The following is a 24,793-nucleotide window of genomic DNA, read 5'->3' on the forward strand; positions in this document are numbered from 1 at the left end:
CTCCAAATCATCCTAATTTATCTGATGGCTACCCGCTGCCCATCCATAACTCTCCCATCACACACAGTGAAAGCGATTCGCTCCTTCTTTATCCGATGACTACCTGCTCTAATACGCCCACTTCTCCAAGTGAGAGTAAAGAGCAGCTACGTCCCTGGATAACGATTTCTAATCATTAGGTGGAGTCAAAACTCCATCTGATGCCAAGAACTCTGTTTATCTTTCCCTACTAATATATTTGAATGATTTCCAAATTTAGTTACTTCTTGTGGTGAGATCTTCAATTCTCTTGCCAAAATCTCAACTACTCTTGGTGAGCAAAATCCTGACTGACATCTTCCCATGCCTGACCTAGTTCTCTTTTTCACAGCATCCATTGTTCTTGCACCAAGAGGTCTCCTTATGGCATCTAATATTTCTCCTTCTGTAACAGTTTCGCATCTACATATAATTTTACCATACTTTGGGTTACTGGCAATCATACGTTTTCTCTCTTCATTTGTCATTTCTCTAAATTTAGGTATTCCTTTTCTTATAGGGTTAAATTTATCGTTCTTTTCTGGTTTTAACTTACTAACTACAATATCTCTAACCATTTCTGCTATAGCAGGAGAACTGGTTAAACCAGGTGATTCAATACCTGCTGCATTTATAAAATTCTCCGCATCCTCTGCTTCTCCAATTATAAAGTCTCCTTCTGTACTATGTGCCCTAAGCCCAGAAAAAGAAGTTATAATCTGTTTCATTTGCAGCTTATTTACACTTAAAGCTGCCTTAGAAATTACAAAATCTATCCCCCTACTTGTAGTAGTTAAGTCTGTTTTATCTTCTATATCTTCTGCATCAGGCCCTATAAGCAAATTTCCATCTACTGTAGGAGTAACTAAAACTCCTTTTCCCTTTTTAGTAGGCAGCTGAAATATAGTCCTTAAAACAGTATCTCCTACTGATTTATCAAATAAACAATACTCACCTTTCCTTGGAATTATTTTAATCTTTCTATCACTTATCATATTATTTATTTCATCTGAAAACACTCCTGCTGCATTTACTACAAGTTTTGTTTCTATATCTCCCTTATTAGTCTTTATCAAGTAACCATATTTATCCTTTTTTAAAGACATTACCTTTGTATTTAATCTAAACTTTACTCCATTTACAGCAGCGTTTTCAGCCAATGCTATAGTCATTTCATAAGGACAAACTATTCCTCCCGTTGGAGCATATAGTGCAGCAACTGCTTTCTTTGATATATTGGGTTCTAATTCTCTTACTTTATCCCCATCTATTATTTCAAGATCAGGAACTCCATTTTCAATTCCCTGCTGTTTTAATTTCTCCAGATTCCTCACCTCAGATTTATTAAAGCAAAGCACTAATGAACCAACTTTTTTAAATGTGAAGTCTAATTCTTTAGAAAGGTTATCAAACATACTATTTCCAATTACATTTAATTTACTTTTTAACGTATTGGGTTCTGCATCAAATCCCGCATGAACTATACCACTATTTGCTTTGCTAGTACCATTTCCCACATCAGAATCTTTTTCTACAACACATATATTAAGTTTATATCTACATAACTCTCTTGCTACGGCATTTCCAACAACTCCAGCTCCTATAATAGTAACATCAAACACTGAATATTCCTCCTTATGTACTAGTAAAAAATAAAAAGAGCCAACCTTAAGGCACCAGTTAAATGTCTTAAAATTTTGGCTCTCTTTTTTCTTTGTCATAACCACATTTCTTAGTATTAAATTAAGTTTAACATATACGATCACACTATTCAAGAATAAAGAATGATAATTAAATAACAATTAAGGGTATAAAAATGCCTTATTTATATACGCTCTCCTTTGGTTTAGAAGATTTATATTTATAAACAACAAAATATGCTAATCCAACAAATATTGATCCTCCAACTATATTACCTAAAGTTACAGGTATTAAATTATGAACTATTCCAGCTGCAGATACTATTTTATCTTGTGAAATACCTGATGCTGCTACAAATGAAGCATTGGATTTTGCAAAAAGTCCAGCTGTTAAAAAGTACATATTAGCAACACTATGCTCAAATCCACAAGTTACAAAAGTCATTATAGGAAACCATATTATTACAATTTTACTTATTATATCTTTAGCTGCAAAAGCCCCCCACACTGCAAGACATACTAAAAAATTACACATTATTCCGCTACAGAAAGCAGATCCAAAAGAAAGTGATGCCTTAGTGGAAGCTACCTTTATAACCGTTCCACCAAGCTTTCCACTACTCATGCCAAAAGTCCCTGATTCAAATACCAAAAAAGCTACAAGAACTGATCCTATAAAATTAAATATATAGACTACTATCCAGTTTTTAATCATAGGCTTAAAGGTTATCTCCTTGCCAACTAGTGGTACAACCATAAGACAATTTCCTGTAAAAAGCTCTGCTCCACATATAACTACTAGCATAAGTCCTACCGGGAAGACAGCTCCCCCTACAAACTTTGCAACTCCAACATTTGTTATACCATGAGATGCAACGGCAGAAACAACACCACCACATGCAATAAACGCCCCCGCGAGTATTCCAAGTACTGCTTGTTGATAAGTCTTTAGTGCTGCTTTAGAACAACCCGCTCCTACAGCAGCATTACATATTTCATTTGGCTTTAACATATTACTTTCCATTTTCGAGACCCCCATCTCTTATTTTTTATATGCTAAATTTGTTATAATTCCTATAGATGTGTCTCCTACCACAGCTAAATCTTCAGCCGTAAAATAAAATGGCACATTACTATTGAATAATATCTGGGACGAAGGTGCAAATTCTTCATCACCTTCCCATAATGCAAAAATAACATATATGTTGTTTAAAAATCTAAATTTATAAGCAGCATCCCCCATGCTTACTTCTTGAGCTTCTAAATTTTCAAACACTTCTTTAAATTTGTTTATATTGTTTCCAAAGGTTTTAGATAATCTTAATAGACATCTCCCATAAAAATTATTATAATATACATTTCCGCCATCCACTTCTCTATAGGTTATATATTTATCAGAAGGTGCTAATCCTTTGCCCTGCATCAGATATCTCAAAATTAAAGTCTTAGGAGGATATTTTTCTATTTCAGAACCATCCTCATTAAGAACCTCACCGGAAGGATATTTTACTATTACATTTTTGCCCATTAACTTTACTTCTATTTCTCCTCTGGATTCATTGTATACACACCCTGTATTTTTTGCCATTATTTCAGGTTCAAAATTCTTAAATATACTTTTATAGTGATCATAGGGTATTTCATCCTTTGGTTTTTTGTCTATACCATTCTTGTACATCTATTACACCCCTCCAAAACAAATAGCATTATTATTTTTTAAATTTTCTAATAATTATATAATCTCCTCCATAGATGGTATATAGGATTAAACAACTTCAATCCTATATCTTTTCATCTGATGGCTATCTACTGTAACTCTTCCACGCACACAGCGAAAGCGACTATACCAAATCAAAGATTTGGAATATCTGCTTTTCTATCAAAATGGGAGATACTAGAACTCTTGAGCTTTAGCGATTTAGAGTTCTTATGCTGTGCATAACAGTAGCTACGCCCCTAGATAATTCATCTAAACTTAGTGGGTCCCACTAAGTAAGATTCATTGATAAAATTGAAGTTGTTTAACAAACTTAAGCTAAGCTATTCCATATGCTTTTCCGCTTCTTCCAACATATTGTCAGCTTGTTTCATAAAACCGATTGCCTTTTCAATAAATTGTGAAGTTTCTACTTTTCCCATATTTTTTGCTTTGTCTACCCATTCTGCAAATCCCTCTTCATGGGATTTATTATGCTCTACCCAATGACTTAAAAGTATCTTTAATGTTTTTTCTTCCTTACTTTCATCACCATCTAACATTTCATGTGTATGATGATGATCATCATCGTGAACATGTGTATGAGTATGAGCTATACCATCATGATAATGTTCATGAGTATGAGGTGTATTGTCATGATGATGGTGGCATTCATGTTCGTTGTTCATTATAGTACCTCCTTATACAATAGCTACATTGCTTTTTCTATTACAATCTTATGCTCCAAAAGTCTTACTTCCTTTAACATTCCCTCTATTATCTCTTCTTCTCCTAAAATGTCTGTCAATGACAACTTACCATTTTCTTTTGGAACTATATCCACTACATAATCCATAATTTTACGTTCACCTTCAGGTGTTACCAAATAAGCTGTTGATTCACACATTTTCAATTACCTCCTCTTAAATTTTACACATAAGCAGGGTACTAATTCTGATACCAGGTAAAGCATTTGCTTAATCTGATATCAGAATAAATGTTTACCCTAAGTTAAAAATTAACTTTCAATTTAAGTATACTCCTTTTACTATGTTATTAAAATAACATAACGATGAAATGATAATATATTAATTTCAATATGACTAAATAGATTTATCTAAAAGCTTCTTAACAGTAGGAAATTTTTCTATATCCGTATGTGGTAAAAAACAAGCTGATACAAATTGATCCATATATAATGGATCTACGCTAAGCTCCACATAGGTCATATGATTTGCTATCTGCTCCAATTTGTGCCTTGCATCCTCACTCATCAGTGTCAAATAACATCCCATAAGAGAACTATTACCTATATAATTTATTTTATGCTGATCTATATCAGGCAGCATTCCTATCTTTACAGCATTATCTATATTTAAACTATTTCCTATACCTCCTGCTATATAGATTTTATCAATCATGGTAAAATCCATTCCCAGGTTGTTTAAAAGTGTAGTAATTCCAGAATAAATTGCTGCTTTTGCTCTGATAAAATTGTCTATATCCACATCTGTTATACTTACATCTCTATCCAAATCATATTGTTCTTTAAAAACTAAAATATACTCCCCAATTCCGTTTTCATCAAATCTAACTCTATTAGTTTTTAAATTTTTTACTATTTTGCCCTTCCTATCGATAATTCCTGCAAACATCATTGAACATATTAAATCTATAATACCTGACCCACATATTCCAAGAGGCTTTTCATTGCCAATAACGCTAATTATAGGTTCATAGTCACTACCTATTTTTACCTTTTCTATGGCACCTCCTGATGCCCTCATTCCACAACTTATTTCTCCACCTTCAAAGGCAGGTCCTGCAGAACAAGCACAGGTCATCAGATATTCTTTATTACCAAATACAATCTCACCGTTTGTTCCTAAATCTATAAATAGTATATTATCTTCAGTATTCCACATTCCCGAAGACAATACACCTGCAGTTATATCTCCCCCAACATAACTTGCTACACAAGGGATCAAATATATAAATGTTTCAGGGTTAACTTCTATATTTAGTTCGGAAGCTTTTATAAAAGGAGTCTTAACAAAAGCAGGTATATATGGCTCCATTCTTAAAAAATTTGAATACAACCCCAAAAAAAGATGAGACATAGTTGTATTACCAGCCGTAACAAAGGATACCACTTGTTCCTTTCTTATTCCTGAATCCATATACATCTTATTTAAGAGGGGATTTATAGTTTCCTGTATCACTGCATTATTCAATTCCTGTAGTCCGTTACCTTTAGTAGAATACATTATTCTGTTTATAACATCTGCTCCATACTTTATTTGAGCATTTCCAGATGAAGCTTTTGCAATTAATTCACCATTGTATAAATCCACCAAGCACGCTGCCACAGATGTAGTGCCAATATCCACTGCCACTCCATAAATCTTATCTGTCGTATCCCCTTTTTCTATATCAATAATTGTAGTTTTACCTACTCCTCTAGGTATATGAGTTATGGTTACTTTAAAATCTGCCTCTCTCAAAAGCTGAGGTATCTTCCTCAATATGGGTAATCTACAAAATACATTATTACAATTTAAATGATTTTTAATATGCCTTTTTAATCTTTCAAAATCAGATATATTATCATTTAAATTAGGAAGATCTAACTCTAAATAGTCCTTCCTTACATAAGTCTTAAATTCCATACCACATTTTAATATTTGATTTTTAGCTCTTTCAAATATATCATATTCTCTCTTGCTTGAGAAATCTTCTATTTTCATTCCATGCATTGAAGAGGATGCAGTTCCTGGTATTTCTACTACTATATTTTCTTTAACTTTGCACTGACAAGCAAGCACATATCCTTCCTTTTTTTCCTTTTCTGTAATGTGCCTGCTATCTTCTGATATAACACTTCCAGTTGTTATCTTAACTTTACATTTTCCACAGGACCCACTTCCATTACATGGAGTGTCTATAAATACACCTGCTTTTCTGATAGCCTCCAGCAGGTTTTCTCCTTCTAAAACATCTATTTCTTTGTTGTATGGAGTAAATTTAACTTTTACCATATTTTGTGAATACCTCCTTGTGAAAAGTAACCTTTGTTTATTTCAAACCTGCTTCGTATTCAGAAGCATCTACTAAGCTTTTAACTTCTCCACTGTCTTTTACTTTTATTTTTACTATCCATGCATCATAAGCATTCTCATTTATATATTCTGGTTCATCATCTAGTTTTTCGTTAATTTCGAGCACTTCTCCAGATAATGGAGATATTACATCTGAAGCCTTTTTGGATGATTCAACAACTCCAAGAGAAACTCCTTGAGTAATTTCATCTCCTACATCTGGCATTTCTACAAATAATATCTCTCCAAGTTGATCCTGTGCAAAATCACTTATGCCTATAAGTGCTGTGTCTCCTTCAATCTTTGCCCATGTGTGTTCTTTGCTATACTTTAATTCTTTTGGGAAATTCATAAATAACACTCCTTTATAAATTAAATTTTTTATAATTGGATGAGTAAACGGCTTATACAAAATTTCAGACTTACACTCTAACTTAATGATTCATTTATTAAAACAATAGTGACAGCTGCTCCTGTCACTATCATTTAAGTACTTAAAAAATTTTACTACATTATTGGATCCATCTTTAATGCAGGATGACCTTTTTCTTCCAAGAATTTTACTACTTCTTCAGATTCTGTAGCTATAGTTTCATCACAGATCATATCTGCAAAATTATCTATATTATATAATTCCTTTGCTGTCTTATTTAATTTTTCTGCAACAAAGTCTTTTAATTCTTTTGGCATCCAAACTATTCTGCCAAGTCCGCCTTCACCTTTCATAAACTTCTTTGAAGCTATGAATTGTCTTCCATGTCCCATAAATCCTGGAGTCTGAACTCCACCACCTGTCATAGATGCAAGTTCACCAAATGTCATTCCAAGAGGAGTTGTTGCACCAAATTCTCTGTTTACCATTACAACACCATTTGCTTCTGGCATTATACCTGTAATACACTCAAAACATCCACAGGAAGTCATTGGATCTTGTAATATACTGTATAATGTAACACTAGTTACAGCACCTTGAGAAATTTTTGAAACAGTTTCATTTACTTTTTCCCAAATACCTAAATTTTCATCAACCACGCCTTCTTTTGGAACGGCCTGACATGGTCCTGTAGGATTTAATTCAAGTGTAGCTTTAGCATCAAGCCATGAAACTGCACCGCAAAGTCCAAGTCTTTCAGGAGTTACTATACATACATGTGCAGGTGCAAAGGATTGACACAAATTACATGAATAGAAAGTATCAACTTTTTCATCAACTAATGATTCAAGTCTTGCATCTCTTTCTTTATATCTTGGTACAGCATATTTGCCTTCCAATTCTTCAGCCTTACCTGGATCAGTTATTATAGTTACTTCACATTTATCTACAACTGAACCAAATTCATCTAACATTTTAGCATATATTACTTCACCAAAATGTTTCAATCTAAATCCCTTTTCAAAAGCTTCCTTACCTATTCTTACCCAAGTAAGATTTCTCTGACCAACATGCATTACTCCTTCTATATAGTTTAAGAAGTAGTGAAGTCTTCTTTCAAGCACTGGCTCAAAATCCTTCTGCATATTTGTTCCACTTACTTTAATAAGCATTCCAAGAGGCATTCTTCCAGGAGCCTTATCTATAGTATCTATATCTGGTCCTATAACTTCTATCTTGTGATCTTCAACTTCTCCCTGATCTGCACACATAACTAATTCCCAAGCTTTAGTCTTATTTCCACCAAACTCTGCAAGCATATCATTCTTTCTTATTCTTTCACCTTCAAATGCTGCTGCAAAGGAAACTGGAATTGGGATCTCAGTTATCTTTATCTTTATATTTCTAGCTTCTAATGAAGTTTTAACCATTTTATCATAATCTTTTTGAGTTAACAACAATGTAGGAACTTCTGGTACAACCTGATCAGTTAATACAGGGAATCCAAGTGCTATAGCTCCTGCACCAGCTGAAACTACAAGTTCACTTAATGGTCCAAATGCATTTACAAAAGCAGGTACCCTTTCTGCTGTATATTTCAATATGTCATTTAACTGACCACCCTTAATTCCTCCGAATATAAGTGCAGCTCTTATAGCTATAGTTACAACGTGAATTACAGATGTAACATCATATCCAAGTGGAATAACTCTGAGGTCAAGACCCATCTTAACTTTTCCTTCTATTGCCTGATCAATTACTTTTCCAACTAAGCATGTTAAAAGACCTTTTGATTGATAATCCTTTATAATTTTAGCTGCGGTTTCTGAATCTGGACATTCTCCTAATATAACTGCTACACCTGGTATATCTCCGGTAACAAGTGGTACACCAAGAGAACGAATTATTGGGTCAGATATAAATCCTACACATGGTTCTGCATAAGGAGCATCGGAAAGAACATACTTTGCAGCTTCTATAATTTCTGCTGCAACAGCTGTTGCAAGTCCTGAATTTAAAAGCTTATCAAGCATTTCCTCCTCAACTATCAAACTTCTTACTATATCTAATGCACCTTCTAATTCTCCTACATTAGTTATCTTTTTTCCTGTAGCTGCAAAAATTACTGGTAATGAATATGCAGTATCAGGAAATGCTACTTTATAGTCTCTACCCTTCTCGTCAACAGCTTGCTTAACTATGCCTTCAGCAGCTGCTAAAGCTTGCTTTGAACCAGTGAATACAGTTTGAAATAAATTCATTTTTAGCCCCTCCTAATTTAAAATATTATATATTATAACTCTAAATTACAACTCTAAGTAAGAATCTGCATATAAAACAGCACCATTTACAACATCACAAGTCTTTATTGTCTCCATTAATCTCTTATCACATGGATTCATTATTGCAGAAGTAAGACCACATTGTATTGCCATAGCTGCAAAAGTTGCATCCATTATTGGTCTTATTTCCTTAGGTGCTCCATTTGAAACATTACTTAATCCACAGCAAGTTCTAAGACCCATATCACTTATTAATTTAATAGCCTCTAATACTTCTTTTTGTTTATCCTGCATGCCCTTTATTACTAAAAATAATGGATCAAACAGTAAATCTGTAGGCTCCATTCCAAGACCCATACCTTTTTCAAGCATTTCTGTACAATATGCTATTCTTTCATCATTGTCTTTTGTTATTCCTTCTTTTGCACAAAGTGCTATGCTCATAGCATCATACTCTGCAGCTAAATCTATATTTCCAATTCTTTCTCCTGCATCTGCAGAATTTATGATAGGTTTTCCTTTTTCTCTATTGTAAACTTTAAGTCCTGCTTCTATAGCCTTCTTATTTGTTGTATCAAGTGCTAGTGGAACATTGTCAAATTCACTTTGAAGAGCCTTAACGCCCCACTGCATTATTTCTTCTCCATCTTTTCTTGCTGGTCCTATATTAAAATCTAGATAATTAGCTCCTGCATCCAATTGTTCTTTTGCTCTTTTAAATATTGGTTCAGGATTTCTCTCCTCAATAGCCTTCCTTATAGATGGAGATATGCAGTGAATTCTTTCGCCTATGATCATAAATTTATCCATGTTCAGATGACCTCCTATTTACCTTAATCTTTATAAACTAGTATTAATTTATATTGTCAGGCAATAATTAAAAATTTTTAATTATTGCCTATTTTTTACTTAAATAATTCTTACTTAGCAGTTAACTCTTTTAATAACTTAGGAATAAACATAGCTTCTGTACTACTAATTACTATATTCCAGTCTGGAAGAAGTTCCTCTAATTCACCTTTCAAAACTGCAACCTTTCCTGGGATTAAAAGAGTTCTGTTCTTAGTCTTCTCTGCTATTCCACATTTCTTTATTTCATCAGCTATTGCAGCACCAGTAAATTTACCTGCAGCCCAAGATGTAAGAACAGAATATCCGCCTGCATCTGGTATAACCATCCATACTGGAACTTTAGATCTCTCAACTTCTCCTGAAACTAGGAAGTAAGTAAGAGCAAAGTCAACAGTACATAATACTGGTGAGTTTTCATCTGGGTTGTTAATTCCATGTATACCCAAATCAACTGTCATTGGTTTTTGTGGATCTGTAAATACATTCTGTCTTATACTATAAAGAGGAAGTGCTCTTGAATAATCCATATCACTTAAAACAAGTAATGAACCATATTTCAAAGTAAATAATGTAGATAAAGCTACTTCCATAAATTTATCAGCTTTAGTAAGTTCATCTAGGAATATTATAGAAGGATATCCAAAAGTTCTATCCTGACCTTCAATATTTATTCTTCTAATTTGAACTGTATTTTCAAAAGCTTCTTTAATGGATTTTCCACCTGGATCAAGTACTAAGTTCTTATATCCTAATTTTTGTATTTCTTCTACTAAACCATAAAGAGCTTCCAATCCGTCTGCCTTTACACCTAAAGCTAATTTATCTCCTTTTACAAGTTCAACCATTTCTTTAAAATTATCTTTATTAGCTCCATAAACTAATGGATTTTCATCTTTAACTAGTGGAAGAGCTTCTTTCATTACTGCTACATCTTCACAAACTAGGGCATAAGCTACTTTTACTCCACTTGCTTTTATTTTGTTTATTAAAGCAAGATATTTGTCTTTATTTCCTGCATATTTTATTGCAGCAAATTCGGTTTTCATTTGTTCACCGATTCTAACATAATCTACATCTTTTATATGTTGGATCTTAGCATCTACTTCTGCATCATCCATACTATCGGAAAATGCAACTGCAAATCTATTTCTATTTACAAAAGTTTTTTCATGACGGAATAAAACAGTTTCTCCACCTAATTTATATTCATTATCTCCCTTACCAATAGTTATTGTCTTCATAATTGGTGCAGTAGCTTCAGCTAATTTTTCCATTGCCTCGTCACTCATATGAGGACATTTTCCTATTTCCACAGCTCCTGCTGCTACTTTCATTGAAAAAGCTAGACAAGTAGGGAAACCACAATCCTTACAATTCTTTTTTGGTGTTAATTTAAATATATTTAATCCTGTTAAAGCCATTTTTAATCCTCCTTATTTAATCCCAGTATAAATTTTAATTAACCTAATAATTCCTTAATAAAGTTTCTAATTACTTCTACAGATTTTGGATGACGTAATATTACAGCATCTGTTCCTGATGCTAATACTCCGGATGCTGTTGCAACTTCCATGGAAACTGTTCTGTCTTCCTGACTTCCCCATTGTGGTGAATCTTCTTCTGAATCCATTGCTTCTTTTACTTTGCAAGCTTCGAAAGAAACAGGGCTTATTATAGGAACTTGAAGAGTTTTATCATCTTGACCAAGTGCTGCAAGCTTTACTCTGTCTAAAGTTGATATAACATATTCATAACCATATCCACCTGCTGCACATCCTACGTTGTCAACAAACTTTGTATTGTCTATTCCAAGTTGATTCATTAAAATATTTATTTGTTTTGCAAGGTTTATATCAACTGAAGATTCAGCTACAACTTTGTCATTATAAGCCATTACACCTGCAGCTCCTACTGACTTATAGTTATCTTCTACTGCTGACATTAAAAGTATATTGTGTCCTTCAGTTTCCTGAGCAACTTTTTCAAATAATTTTGCATCTTTTTCATGATTTCCTGTACCTGCAACTACTAATGGAGTTTTTATAGCTTCAACTACTGCTTTAGCTGTTTTAGCACAATCTTCTGGTGCAGCATCTGTACCGTTTGGATCAGCACTTATAAGTCTTAGGCATATAAAATCTGGACTATATTTTTCTTCTACAAATTGTGCCCATTTAACAGGGTCTTTTGCAACATCCTTGTATATGTCCTTTAAAGGATCTATCCAGTCTTCTGGATATACATCTAAAATTTCCATACCTACTTTTGGGGTATTTCCTGTATCTCCATCAAAAGTATAAAATGGTAATACTGATTCTCCTCCTAATTTTAATGCTTTTTCTCCTGTTCCAATTTCAACTTCACCAATTTTGCCTGAAAATTTTTGTGTTGGTTTTTTGAACATAATGTATGCCTCCTTAATTTAATTTTCAAATTGAATTTTTGATAGTATTTCATTCAATGCTTTTCTGCATGAAGAATCCTCTGGCAGCTCTACTAATGCTTTTCCATCTGAATCAAATTGATAGACCATTTGGTCCATCGGCACAACTCCTACTAAATCCAGTTCTTGCTTTTTTATTTCTTCTTTTATTCCTGAATTCAATTTACCTTCTGGAGCTCTATTTACGATAAGAAAGATTTGGCCAACTGTTAACTTTAATTCAGCAACTAACTGTTTTATTCTTCCAACAGCCTGTATACCTCTTCTGGAACAATCGCTTATCAGAAATAGAGTATCAATAGGATCTATAAGTTTTCTACTTAAGTGTTCCATTCCCGCTTCATTATCAACTACTATGTAATCATAATTACCAGAAAGTGAATCCACTTGTGCTTTAAGTATTCCATTAACATAACAATAACATCCTGGCCCCTGGGATCTTCCCATAACAATAAGGTCATAACCGTCTCCTTCAGTTACTGATGCATTTAATTTATACTTTAAATAATCTGCTTTCATCATACCTCCAGGAAAATTATCCCCTGCAAGTGATTTTTTATTTACATCTTCTTTTATTTGTCCAATAGTCTCTTCAATTTCTGTTCCAAGTACTTCATTTAAATTAGCATTTGCATCAGCATCCACTGCTAAAATAGGTCCTGAACCTTTTTTTATTAAATAATCTATTAAAAGACCTGTCAAAGTAGTTTTACCGGTACCACCCTTACCTGCTACAGCTATTTTATATCCCATAGTACAACCTCCTTATATTGCTGTGTTTCAGATTACTTATAAAAAGCCTATTATAAATTTTATGCCTCTTATGTAGAAAACATCTTTAATTATATATTATATGTATAGGGCACGATAGCCCTATACACATTAAACAATTTAATCAACAGAATGAACACATTGTTTGTGTACATCATGAAGAGCTTCCATCATTGCCTCAGATAAAGTTGGATGTGGATGAATAACTTCACCAACTCGTTCTGCTGTTAAACCAAGCTCACAAGCAACACCTAGTTCTGAAATCATATCTGTTGCTCTATCACCTACAATAGCAGCTCCAATTATTACGTCCTTTTCGTCTGTAATAATCTTTACAAATCCTTGTAATTTACCCATAGCTTGAGCTTTTCCAAGCCCCCTAAAGTCAAATTTTCCAACCTTGTACTGGATTCCTGCTTTTTCAGCATCTTTCTCTTTCATACCTACAGAAGCTATTTCTGGTTCTACAAATGTACAACCAGGTACTGCTTTGTAACTCATCTTCTTCTTTTTATCTAAAACTGCATTTTGAACAGCTACAATACCTTCTCTTTCAGCTACATGTGCAAGAGCAGCAGTAGGAATTAAATCACCTATTGCATAAACTCCCTCTACATTAGTTTCTAAATATTCATTTACAATTATTCTTCCTTTTTGATCTTTTTTAATACCTATATCATCCAAACCTAAACCTTCAGCATAAGCTCTTCTTCCAACTGCTATGAGAAGTGTTTCAGCCTCTAAAACTTTTCCGCTTCCCAATGTAGCAGTTACCGTATCACCTTTAACTTCTACACTAGTTATACCATCACCTACAAAATATTTAATCTTATTTTGTTTGAAAATTCTCTGAAGTTGTTTTGCAACATCTTCATCTTCAAGTGGTGCAAGATGTGGAAGAGCTTCAACTACCTTAACTTCTACTCCCATACTATTTAGGAAATATCCTATTTCACAGCCTATAGGACCTCCACCAACTAATATCATTGACTTTGGAAGTTTTTCTAAATTCAAAACTTCATCTGAAGTTATAACCTTTTTACCATCATACTTGAATACTCCAGGTGTAACAGGTACAGAACCAGTAGCAAGTATAATTTTATCTGCCGTTATGGATTCTTTAGATCCATCCTGCTTTGTAACCTCTACCTCTTTATTGCTTATAAGTTTTCCTGTTCCCCTTATAAGCTTTACCCCTCTATGTTCAAACATATATTCTATGCCTTTTACAAGTTGATCTACTACTTTATCTTTTCTCTTCATAATTGCATCAAAATCAGGTTTTGCTTCACCTTCAACATTAATTCCAAATTTTGATGCTCCTTTTATTACGCTTAAAACATCTGTGGAAGCAAGCAGTGCTTTTGTAGGTATACATCCTACATTTAAGCAAGTTCCTCCTACAGCTTTCTTCTCAACTACAGTAACATCTGCTCCTAAAATTGCAGCTTGCAGTGCAGCTACATATCCTCCTGGTCCTCCACCAATTACAACTAATTTCATTCCTAATCGCCCCTTATTTTTTAATCCTATATTTTTATAATCCTGCTTCATCCAATATTAATGGCACATTTTCTTCCGCACCAATTGCCATTATATGAACTCCATCGCAAAGTCCTGATTCTTTTACGGCCTTTATAAATTCTCCTGCTATCTTTATGCCTTCTTGAACTTTATCCTCAGCATTCTTCATTCTATCTATAAGTTCATCAGGTACGAATATACCAGGTACGTTTTTATTCATGTATTTAGCCATACCAGCTGACTTTAAAGGTATTATGCCTACCATAACTTTAGCATCTACACCTTGAGCTTTAGTCTCTTCTTTGAATTTCTTTAAAGTTTCCATATCATAAACAGCTTGAGTTTGAAAGAATTTAGCTCCAGCTTTAATTTTCTTCTTCATCTTTATAACTTGAAGCTCTAACGGATCATATCTAGGTGTAACACAGGCCCCTAAAAAGAAATCTGGTTTCCCTTTTAAATCAGTTCCACCCATGTCTTTTCCACCATTTAAAATGCTTGCCACCTGTAATATTCCAACACTATCTAGATCATAAACTGGCTTTGCACCAGGGTGATCTCCTGTAGCAGTATAATCCCCAGTAAGAGCTAAAACATTTTCAATTCCAAAAACACCTGCAGATAACAATTCTCCTTGAATTGCTATTCTGTTTCTATCTCTTCCTGTTATTTGAAATACAGGCTCTAATCCTGCATCTTTTAATACTTTACAAGTAGCTAAAGATGTAGCTTTTAATGTAGCAGACTGAAAATCCGTTACATTAACTCCCTGAACTCTTCCTTTTATCTTTTTGGCACATTCAATTAAATGAGAAAGATCCGTTCCCTTTGGAGGTGCCATTTCAGCTGTAATTGCAAACTCTCCCTTTTCAAAAGCTTCCTTCAATAAGCTCATTTTTTTAATCCCCCTTCTGATTATTACTTAGCATTTAAATTTATTTTTCTAGGATGAGCACTTATTTGATAATCTCTTGGCTTTCTTAATTCTGTCAAATTATCGAGCTGTCCTAGTTCTTTTAATTTATTGTATATTAATATCCAAGCACAATCATTTTCAGGATCAACTTCACATTTACCATCTCTTGCACCACCACAAGGTCCATTCAAAAGTCCCTTTGCACACATTGTAATTGGACATATTCCCCCTGTCCATCCAAGCTGGCAATTTCCACAAGCTTTACAAGCTTCTGCATATTGTCCAACTCTTTCTACTTCACCTATAAACATAGTGTTATTACCTGGATAAACGGGAATCTTTACTAACTTGGCCACAGTTTGAGTTCCATCACCACAAGCTAGGGATACTACTGCATCTGCTTCTTTCAATTCAGCTTTTAAGGACTTTAAATCTTTTCTTGTTTTTAAAAGATTGCAGGAAGGATCAAGTATTTTATATCCTAAAACTTTTTTGCCTTGTTCTTCTAACTTGGCTTTCATTGCTAATACTTCTTCTTCTCCGCCTACTTTACAAGTAGTTGCGCATAAAGAACATCCTGTGATTATTACTTTTTCACTGTCTTTAAGGTAATCCAATAATTCATCAAAAGATTTTTTTTCTGAAATAATCATATTTATTCCTCCATTTATTTCACAGGTTTATAGGTTATTTTGTAACTTACATGCTTTTACAATATGCTGTGCAAGTATAGATGACGTAACTGAGCCTACTCCTTTAGGAACTGGCGTTATCATTGAAGCTTTTGCTTCACAGTCTTCTGTATCTACATCTCCACATAACTTTCCACTTTCATCTACATTTATGCCTACATCTATAACTACGGCACCATCTTTTACATATTTTGAATCTATCATTTTAGCTTTTCCTATGCCTACTACCAGTATGTCTGCCTGGGAACAAACCTTTGGCATATCAGTAGTTTTTGAATGGCATACGGTAACTGTAGCATTTTCATTTAAGAGCAGCATGCACGCTGGTTTTCCAACTACCATAGATCTTCCTACTATAACTGCATTTTTTCCCTTCATAGGAACTTTATAATGCTTAAGGATTTCTATAACCGCAGATGGTGTACAAGGTGCAAAACCTGTCATATCTTTTTCCATCAATTTAGCAACATTTACAGGACTAAAGCAATCTACATCTTTCTCAGGGGCGATTATATACTTTATAACACTTTCATCTAATTGCTTAGGAAATGGTCTGAATACCATTATTGCATTTACAGTCTTGTCCGCATTTATTTTTTTCAATTCTTCAATAAACTTGTCCTGTGATATATCTGCTGGTAGCTCTTTAACGACTGCCTCTATTCCAATTTTTTCGCACTTTTTTAGAGCTCCTTTTTCATAAGCAAGGTCACTTCCGTTTGCTCCAACTCTTACTAATGTAAGCTTTGGAGTAATACCCTTTACCTTTAAATCATTAACTTCTTTAGTTAAAGTTTCACTTATAGCATCTGCCACTGGTTTACCTTTAATTATTTGACCCATACTTATATCTCCTTCATATTAAAATTAGCTATCTGTACCATACTAAACTAATTTACAAGTGCCTCCAGAAGAAATTAAAATTTCTTCTGGAGAATAATAATTTTATTTGGAAAGTGCACTAACTACTTTTTCATATACCTTATCTGCAATCTTAATGCCTTCTTCAACTAAAGGTTCCGTCTCCGCTTTTACCTTTTTAACATATTCCTGATCTTTAATAGAATTTATGTTGATTATGACATTAAGCTGTGCTCCAATAATAGCAGCTCTTAGACACTGAACTCCTACACCAACATCACTTATTGCAAGTTTGGAACAGTTATCTACAAGTGCCTCATGGAGTTTTATTGCTTCATAAGCTTGCTTAACAATGCTTACTGGAACACTGCATGCTTGTTTTAGACACTTTTCTAGAGTTTCTTCTTTTATTTTTTTCTGCTCTTCAGTGTCTTTTGGCATTCCATAAGCCTTTGAAAGAGGTAGAAAACACTCTGCATCTGCATCCATCATCTTTAAAAGCTCTGCTTGAAGCTCATCAGATCTTTTAAGTATGCCTTTTACCTTTTCGTCATACTGTGCATACTTTTTCTTTCCTATTGTAAGGTTACATACCATGCCTCCAAGTGCCATTCCTATAGCACCTGTAATAGCTGATCCTCCGCCTCCACCAGGAGTTGCAGCTTTAGATGCAAGAACTTCTATAAAATCTGTGCAACTTTTATCTGCTAATTTCATATTGTTTCCTCCTAAATGTTTTTAGAATAATCCGCTTATTACTCCATTTTCATCTACATCTATTTTTTCAGCAGATGGAACTTTTCCAAGGCCTGGCATCTTCATTATTGAACCAGTTACTGCAACTACAAAACCTGCTCCAGCAGAAATTGTAACCTGTCTTACTGTAATATTAAATCCTGTTGGTCTTCCAAGTTTAGTCTGGTCATCAGTTAAGGAGTATTGAGTCTTTGCTATACATACTGGTGTTTTACCAAATCCTAATTTTTCAAGCTCATCAATTTCTTTGTCTGCCTGATTTGTGAAAGTAACATCATCAGCACCATATATCTTTTGAGCTACTGCTCTTATTTTATCTCTGATTGGTAATTTTTCATCATAAGCAAACTGGAAGTCATTTTTCTCTTCTTTTATAAGTCTAAGCACTTCTTTGGCAACTTCTATTCCACCTTCGCCGCCTTTAGCCCAAACTTCTGATAATCTTACATTTACGCCTAATTCTTTACATTTATCTTCTACTAATTTTAATTCTGCCTGCGTATCTGTAGGGAATGCATTTAATGCAACTACTGCTGGTAATTTGTATACCTTGGTTATATTCTCTACATGTTTTAATAAATTTGGAAGTCCTTTTTCAAGAGCTTCTAAGTTTTCATTATTTAAGTCAGCCTTTGGAACTCCGCCGTTGTATTTCAATGCTCTAACTGTAGCAACTATTATTACTGCATCTGGTTTTAATCCTGCCATTCTGCACTTGATATCTAAGAATTTTTCAGCACCTAGGTCAGCACCGAAACCTGCCTCCGTAACTACATAATCACCAAAGTGAAGAGCCATTCTAGTAGCCATTATTGAGTTACAACCATGAGCTATATTTGCAAATGGTCCGCCGTGTACAAATGCTGGTGTTCCTTCAAGAGTTTGAACTAGATTTGGTTTTAATGCATCTTTAAGAAGTGCTGCCATAGCTCCTTCAGCTTTTAAATCATGAGCTGTTACAGGCTTGCCATCTCTAGTATATCCTACAACTATTTTAGCAATTCTGTTCTTTAAATCAATTATGTCACTTGATAAACAGAATATAGCCATTATTTCTGAAGCAACTGTTATATCAAATCCATCTTCTCTAGGTGTACCATTGGCTTTTCCACCTAATCCATCAACTACAAACCTGAGCTGTCTGTCGTTCATGTCTACGCATCTTCTCCAAGCAATCCTTCTTGGGTCTATGTTAAGTTTATTGCCTTGATATATATGATTATCTATCATTGCTGCAAGTAAATTGTTAGCAGCAGTGAGTGCATGTATATCACCTGTAAAGTGTAGGTTTATGTCTTCCATAGGTACTACTTGAGCATATCCACCGCCGGCAGCTCCACCTTTTATACCAAATACAGGTCCCATAGATGGTTCTCTAAGTGCAACAACAACAGATTTTCCCATTCTATTTAATGCATCTGCTACACCTATTGCTGTAGTAGTTTTTCCTTCTCCAGCAGGTGTTGGGTTTATAGCTGTACATAATATAAGTTTTCCATTCTTACCAGGTGTAGTCTTTAACAAGTTGTAATTTACCTTTGCTTTGTATTTACCATACAATTCAATATCATCTTCGGAAATATTTAATTTCTTTGCAATTTCCTTAATGTCCTTCATTGTGCATTCTTGAGCTATTTCGATGTCTGATTTATAAGTCATTTAAAAAACCCCCATTTCTAATTTTTGTTTTATATTTTTTACCTCCTTAACAGTTTCCTCATTGGAATCGTAAGGAGATTGATTGACTCTATCAGAACTTCCAACTGTGTCACTATAATGTATAAATCCAAGACATTCTTTTTCATCTACATTTTCCAATACAAATTCTTCGTCCTTCTTATTTCTAATTTTATTTGCTACCACAAATATCTTTTCTATTCCTATATCCTTAGCTAATTTTTTAACATGCTTGAACGTCTGTATACTTCTTATTCCAGGTTCTACAACAACAATAAATACATCTACACCTTGTGCTGTTCCCCTTCCCAAATGTTCAATACCTGCTTCCATATCCATTATGACGATATCTTTGTTTTGGAGCATTAAATGTGACGTGAGTTTTTTAAGCAAAACATTTTCCGGGCAGAAACAACCTGTTCCGCCTGTATCAACTGTTCCCATAGTTAAAAGTCTTACACCTTTGTATTCCTTACAATATCTTTCTGGTATATCATCAACTTTAGGATTTATTTTAAACATTTTTCCAAAGGATCCTGGAGTAGAATTTGTTCTCTCTGCTACTAACTTTTTCATTTCTGAAATTGGAACAATCTCATCTGCTATCTCTTTAGGAAATCCTAATGCTAATGCCAAATTGGGATCAGGATCTGCATCCACAGCTAAAACATTATATCCTTCTTCTGCATATATTCTACTCATTATCGCTGAAAATGTAGTTTTACCTACACCACCTTTACCTGTTATAGCCATTTTCATTTTCATATGTAGTCCCTCCCATTTTGAACAACCATTTTATATAATTTATTTAAAACACAAATTTAATATATACTTTTATCTGCAAATATATTCCCTTATAATTTATGTATTTGTAGATAAATTATAAATTTTATTCTACATTATACCATCTATAAATTAAAATTCTTCTCAAAATGATATGTAATCTTGACTTCATATCACTTTGAGAACATATTTTTATATCATATTGAGCCATGCAAAATTAAAATTAGCTTTTAAGGCATTTTAACTTTGGCATGGCAATTGCTTGTCTTTATTATTAGATACCTAATTTTTTACGTTTTTCATTCATCCTATTTACAATTTGTTCAACTGCTTTATGAGGATCTGTTTCTATAAAGAATTTAGCTCCTACCCAGTCTTCCATCTTATTAGTAAGAATGTCAACAACTTCTGGGCCGCCTGTTACTGGAGGTGCTACTCCAAGCCAAGTATCTATACCTGAAGTTACTACATAAGTACCTATTGCTACGGCTTTTTCTGACATCCATTCAGGTGCTACACCTGCAACTGGAAGGTCACTCATGTCAACGCCCAATAAATTAGCCACTCTTCCAACCAAATCTAATATACGACTTATATCAACACAAGAACCCATATGAAGTACAGGTGGTATGTCTACAAGTTTACATACAGTAGCTAGTCCTGGTCCTGCATATTTTTCTGCTGCTTCTTTTTGTAATAAGCCATATTTTGCTGCTGCTTGAGCTGCACAACCTGTAACAACAACAATTACATCATTTTTTATTAATCCTTTTATAGTTTCAATGTGTGCAGAATCTTGTACAACTTTAGGATTATTACATCCAACCACAGCTGCAGCACCTCTTAATACTCCTGATACTAAAACATCTGCCAAAGGTTTTACAGTTTGCATTGGTCCTATTTGTGTATTTACAACCTTGTCTAATTTATTTATAATTTCTTCAACACTGTATCCCAAAATTGCCTTTCATTTCAATTCAGGAATCATTACTTTGCTCTGATCTCTATTTTTAAAGTTTAATATTGCTTCTTTTAGAATCTTCTTAGCTGAATCAAGTGGGTTTTCTTCATCAAATTCCATATAAATTGAATCTGTGATGTGTGCCTTTGGTGAAGTTGTTATAAACTTAGTATGATATGACTTGGACAATTTTGCTAGTGCTGGCATAATACACTGTACATCAACTATAAGTCCATCTACTGCTCCTGTAACTACAGCCAATTCCTGCTGCATAAAGTTTCCTGCTATTTTGATGCCATGTCTCATGGAAACTTCATTTCCAGTACAGCACATTCCACATAAATTTATTCCATCAGCACCTACTGATTTAGCAAGTTCAACTAACTCTGGATCTGATGCTGCTTCTACTACCATTTCTGAAAGAAGTGGTTCATGTCCGTGTAAAACTACATTTACAGAATTCTTTTCAAGTACTCCAAGATTTGCCTCTGTATCAATGGAATGAGGTGTTCCAAACATTATATCACTGAATTCTGTTCCCATGAATGAGCCCATCCATCCATCAGTTAGTGAACATCTCATAGACATTTTAATCATAGCTTCTGCATCTGCATTACATCCTATATGTGTTGAATGCATAACTGCAGCTATTTCTCTATCAACTGCCCTTGGATATACACCTAATTTTCTCCACAATTCTTTTCTCTTTTCTGGTAAAGAAGGTGGTAAAGTAACTTCTCCAAGCTGTTTACCATAATTACTTAATCCTTCTTTTGCTACATCATGAGCTATGTCATATATATCTCTTCCCTCAGTTTCAACATTAAAGCTCTTTGCAACTTCTTTCAATTTATTTTCATCTTTAACTTTTATATCTCCATCTTTACTAGTGTGATACAAGCTAAGTGCTATACTTCTACCATGATCTGAGTGTGCTGCAGTACCTGCTGCAACCATTCTTGCAAAATTTCTAGATACAATTACATCTGCTGTAGCTCCACATATACCTCTTTCTACACCTTTTCCTGGCACTGGACTTACTCTACATGGGCCCATGCTGCAATTTCTACAGCAAACTCCTGCTGATCCAAATCCACACTGTACCTTCATGTCTGCTTTTCTATCCCAAACTGTTTCGACCCCATCTTGTTTTGCCTTGTCCAATAATTGTAAAGTAGCCTGATCAATTGATTTTGCTTTTTCTTCCATTTTAATAATTCCCTCCTTAAAGAAATAACTTCAATTTTTATTGTAATTACTTCTTAAAATAACTTAATTTTACCTAAAACCCTATTTTTTATTTTAATTAATTGTAATAAATACAATTATAATTATAACCTTTTTACTACATAAAATAAATATATTTACTATAAAAGTGTTAAAAAATAAACATCCATTTAAGTATAATCTTGGTTATTGATATTATTAATAAATTATTTGTGAATTTAACGAGAAAATAAATATTGTTATTTGAAATATACAATTGCATGTGACATATTTTGGTTTTTTAAGCACTACATGGATGTAAAAAAATCAAGAAACGTTTACAATATTACTACATAACTTCTTCAATTACATATTACCATAACAATGTACAACTTGAAAAGGATTTTTTAAAAAAAATTGAAAAAATTTTTTAGGCAAATTACTACTGTTTAAGTCCAGTATTTAAAAAATATCTATACTAGTTTGGTATATATTTAACAAACATTTTGAAGTTTAGTCTAATTTCTAAATTGAACTATTCTGGAACTATTATGACTATCTTTGGTGAATTTTTAACAACTTTACTAGTAACAGAACCAACCATTCTAGCTAATCCCTTTTTAGTAGACTTAGTCATTATTATAATGTCGAAATTATCCTGTGAAGCTTTTTTTAATATTTCATCTCCAGCATATCCAAAATCAAAGAACTTGTTTACAGTATATCCCTGAAGTTCTTTTTCTGCCTTGTCTAAAACAAACTCCCCTGTTTCACGTGCTCTATCAACTTTATCTGTAATCACCATATCATTTACTATAACTATTTCTGAAATATTCATAAGTGTAACTTCTACTTCATCTTTCTTAAACATTTTTTTCAATAGATCAAGAGAATGCATACTCCTGTCAGTTCCATCTAAAGGTATTAATATTTTAGTTTTTGCCATACCATACACCTCTTTCTATACCTTAGTAAATATTTATATTTATCTTATTCTATATTAGAACTCATCTTTCCTGCTTTTATAAAACTTTATTTAAATTTTACTGTTGTATCTGCTACTGGATAGACTATTCCTCAATTTTTTCTTAAAAAGTCTCTAAACAAAAGATCAACTTATACTCTAGATAAGTTGATCTTTTGTTTAGAGACTCTATTTTTGTTTAGTGTTCGCAATGATGATTGCAAAGCTCATTTTTATCTTCTAATTTTCCATCAATATAACTTTGAACAACATCTCTGTATTCTCCAGATGCTCCTTTTATTACTTTGAGACCACACTGCTGTAATCCCATCAAAGCTCCTCCACCAATGCCTCCAGTTATTACTAAATCAACATTATGTTTTACTAGTAAATTTGCAAGGCCCTCATGTTGATGAGCTAACTGAACTGTAGATACTTCTTCAACATTTCCAATTTTATTGTTCTCAACAGTCACAATTACAAAACTCTGACTCATACCAAAATGTTGGTTAACCATATTTCCGTTATTAGGTAATGCTATTTTCATAAACTTTCCCTCCATTTTTGTCATATGCTATTTTCATTATAACATTTTTAATCTTATTTGCAACACTTTCAAATAGTTTTTCCATAATTAGACGTCATTATCATTTTTTATATTTCTACACCATTTTTTACAAAATTTCGCCTTTTTATTACATATAACTTCTTCTGATCCACAATTAGGACACGCATACCTATCCTGTTCATATTTTATTTCATATACATTTCCGCAATTTAAGCATTTAAATTTGCAGTAGTTTGTTGTATAGTTTCCACCATTTATTCTTATAGCGTTCCCTTCCGTTAAAGCAACGGCTACTTTTTTTCTGGCACTATCTATGATATTTTGGAAGGTTTGCCTGGATACCTGCATTTTTTTCGCACACTCTTCTTGATTCAATTCTTCAATATCCTTTAACCTCATAGCTTCTAATTCTTCTACTTTTAAAACTGTTTCATCAATTTCACACTTACGTTTTCCCAAAGGTACAAAATAAGTATTTTCCGGGAAAAACTCTACTCTTCTAAATTTTGTTGGTCTTGGCATTTTAACTCCTCCCTGCATTTACTACATAATCCTATAAACAGAGTTCTAAGTCATTTTCTGCTTCTATTTTTTATTTAGTCCCAGATAATCAAAGTTTGAACTTTGACTATCTATATCAATTATACTATTACAATTAAAACATTTAAAATGCATATACAGGGGTTTTCTACTAAACATTTCCATTTCCTAG

The 24,793-nt window shown here is 33.5% G+C and carries 22 protein-coding genes and 1 pseudogene; all 23 read right to left on the bottom strand.

Going from position 1 to position 24,793, the window contains the following annotated elements; all coding sequences use genetic code 11:
• Positions 1-185: 185 nt before the first annotated feature.
• Entirely contained in the window at positions 186-1,640 is a 1,455-nt protein-coding gene (locus tag CLAU_RS07725) for an NAD(P)/FAD-dependent oxidoreductase (protein ID WP_023162334.1), read from the bottom strand.
• 199 nt (positions 1,641-1,839) lie between these two features.
• Positions 1,840-2,682: a formate/nitrite transporter family protein gene (locus CLAU_RS07730; RefSeq protein WP_029170173.1), complete on the bottom strand. Its 843-nt coding sequence runs from the start codon at positions 2,680-2,682 to the stop codon at positions 1,840-1,842.
• An 18-nt stretch (positions 2,683-2,700) separates the two neighbouring features.
• Positions 2,701-3,336, bottom strand: coding sequence for a DUF3786 domain-containing protein (locus CLAU_RS07735; protein WP_023162335.1), 636 nt, complete (start codon positions 3,334-3,336; stop codon positions 2,701-2,703).
• 362 nt (positions 3,337-3,698) lie between these two features.
• Positions 3,699-4,043 (bottom strand): DUF8180 domain-containing protein, encoded by a 345-nt coding sequence (locus CLAU_RS07740; RefSeq protein ID WP_023162336.1) that lies wholly within the window; start codon positions 4,041-4,043, stop codon positions 3,699-3,701.
• A gap of 23 nt (positions 4,044-4,066) precedes the next feature.
• On the bottom strand, positions 4,067-4,261 hold the full coding sequence (locus tag CLAU_RS07745; protein WP_013240356.1) for a CooT family nickel-binding protein: 195 nt from the start codon (positions 4,259-4,261) through the stop codon (positions 4,067-4,069).
• A gap of 196 nt (positions 4,262-4,457) precedes the next feature.
• Positions 4,458-6,392 (bottom strand): corrinoid activation/regeneration protein AcsV, encoded by a 1,935-nt coding sequence (acsV, locus tag CLAU_RS07750; RefSeq protein ID WP_023162337.1) that lies wholly within the window; start codon positions 6,390-6,392, stop codon positions 4,458-4,460.
• Positions 6,393-6,429: 37 nt separating this feature from the next.
• Positions 6,430-6,804 (bottom strand): glycine cleavage system protein GcvH, encoded by a 375-nt coding sequence (gcvH, locus tag CLAU_RS07755; RefSeq protein WP_023162338.1) that lies wholly within the window; start codon positions 6,802-6,804, stop codon positions 6,430-6,432.
• A gap of 155 nt (positions 6,805-6,959) precedes the next feature.
• Positions 6,960-9,086 carry an acetyl-CoA decarbonylase/synthase complex subunit alpha/beta gene (acsB, locus tag CLAU_RS07760; protein ID WP_023162339.1) on the bottom strand — a complete coding sequence of 709 codons (2,127 nt, stop codon included), beginning with the start codon at positions 9,084-9,086 and terminating at the stop codon, positions 6,960-6,962.
• Between the two features lie 45 nt (positions 9,087-9,131).
• Positions 9,132-9,917: a carbon monoxide dehydrogenase/acetyl-CoA synthase methytransferase subunit gene (gene acsE, locus CLAU_RS07765; RefSeq protein WP_013240360.1), complete on the bottom strand. Its 786-nt coding sequence runs from the start codon at positions 9,915-9,917 to the stop codon at positions 9,132-9,134.
• A gap of 110 nt (positions 9,918-10,027) precedes the next feature.
• Positions 10,028-11,380: an acetyl-CoA decarbonylase/synthase complex subunit gamma gene (gene acsC, locus CLAU_RS07770; RefSeq protein WP_023162340.1), complete on the bottom strand. Its 1,353-nt coding sequence runs from the start codon at positions 11,378-11,380 to the stop codon at positions 10,028-10,030.
• Between the two features lie 38 nt (positions 11,381-11,418).
• Complete coding sequence (gene acsD, locus CLAU_RS07775) at positions 11,419-12,363, bottom strand: acetyl-CoA decarbonylase/synthase complex subunit delta (RefSeq protein ID WP_013240362.1); 945 nt, start codon at positions 12,361-12,363, stop codon at positions 11,419-11,421.
• Between the two features lie 18 nt (positions 12,364-12,381).
• Entirely contained in the window at positions 12,382-13,155 is a 774-nt protein-coding gene (locus tag CLAU_RS07780; protein WP_023162341.1) for an ATP-binding protein, read from the bottom strand.
• Between the two features lie 138 nt (positions 13,156-13,293).
• Positions 13,294-14,676, bottom strand: a complete 1,383-nt coding sequence (gene lpdA, locus CLAU_RS07785) for a dihydrolipoyl dehydrogenase (RefSeq protein ID WP_029170175.1) — start codon at positions 14,674-14,676, stop codon at positions 13,294-13,296.
• A 34-nt stretch (positions 14,677-14,710) separates the two neighbouring features.
• Positions 14,711-15,592 carry a methylenetetrahydrofolate reductase gene (locus tag CLAU_RS07790; protein WP_023162343.1) on the bottom strand — a complete coding sequence of 294 codons (882 nt, stop codon included), beginning with the start codon at positions 15,590-15,592 and terminating at the stop codon, positions 14,711-14,713.
• Between the two features lie 23 nt (positions 15,593-15,615).
• Positions 15,616-16,266 (bottom strand): methylenetetrahydrofolate reductase C-terminal domain-containing protein, encoded by a 651-nt coding sequence (locus CLAU_RS07795; RefSeq protein ID WP_013240366.1) that lies wholly within the window; start codon positions 16,264-16,266, stop codon positions 15,616-15,618.
• A 27-nt stretch (positions 16,267-16,293) separates the two neighbouring features.
• The gene (locus CLAU_RS07800) at positions 16,294-17,148 is read right to left on the bottom strand and encodes a bifunctional 5,10-methylenetetrahydrofolate dehydrogenase/5,10-methenyltetrahydrofolate cyclohydrolase (RefSeq protein ID WP_023162344.1); all 855 of its coding nucleotides are present in this window, start codon (positions 17,146-17,148) and stop codon (positions 16,294-16,296) included.
• A gap of 102 nt (positions 17,149-17,250) precedes the next feature.
• Positions 17,251-17,883, bottom strand: a complete 633-nt coding sequence (locus CLAU_RS07805) for a cyclodeaminase/cyclohydrolase family protein (protein WP_013240368.1) — start codon at positions 17,881-17,883, stop codon at positions 17,251-17,253.
• A gap of 21 nt (positions 17,884-17,904) precedes the next feature.
• Positions 17,905-19,581, bottom strand: a complete 1,677-nt coding sequence (locus tag CLAU_RS07810) for a formate--tetrahydrofolate ligase (RefSeq protein WP_023162345.1) — start codon at positions 19,579-19,581, stop codon at positions 17,905-17,907.
• Positions 19,582-20,358, bottom strand: a complete 777-nt coding sequence (locus CLAU_RS07815; RefSeq protein WP_029170176.1) for an ATP-binding protein — start codon at positions 20,356-20,358, stop codon at positions 19,582-19,584.
• A gap of 298 nt (positions 20,359-20,656) precedes the next feature.
• Positions 20,657-22,552 (bottom strand): annotated as a pseudogene (cooS, locus tag CLAU_RS07820) (anaerobic carbon-monoxide dehydrogenase catalytic subunit).
• 532 nt (positions 22,553-23,084) lie between these two features.
• A complete protein-coding gene (locus tag CLAU_RS07825) occupies positions 23,085-23,495 on the bottom strand; it encodes a universal stress protein (protein ID WP_023162348.1) in 411 nt (136 codons plus the stop codon).
• Positions 23,496-23,712: 217 nt separating this feature from the next.
• On the bottom strand, positions 23,713-24,060 hold the full coding sequence (locus CLAU_RS07830) for a NifB/NifX family molybdenum-iron cluster-binding protein (RefSeq protein ID WP_013240373.1): 348 nt from the start codon (positions 24,058-24,060) through the stop codon (positions 23,713-23,715).
• 87 nt (positions 24,061-24,147) lie between these two features.
• Entirely contained in the window at positions 24,148-24,603 is a 456-nt protein-coding gene (locus tag CLAU_RS07835) for a DUF134 domain-containing protein (protein ID WP_029170177.1), read from the bottom strand.
• Positions 24,604-24,793 lie beyond the last annotated feature (190 nt).

Source organism: Clostridium autoethanogenum DSM 10061 (assembly GCF_001484725.1).
Lineage (GTDB): Bacteria > Bacillota > Clostridia > Clostridiales > Clostridiaceae > Clostridium_B > Clostridium_B ljungdahlii.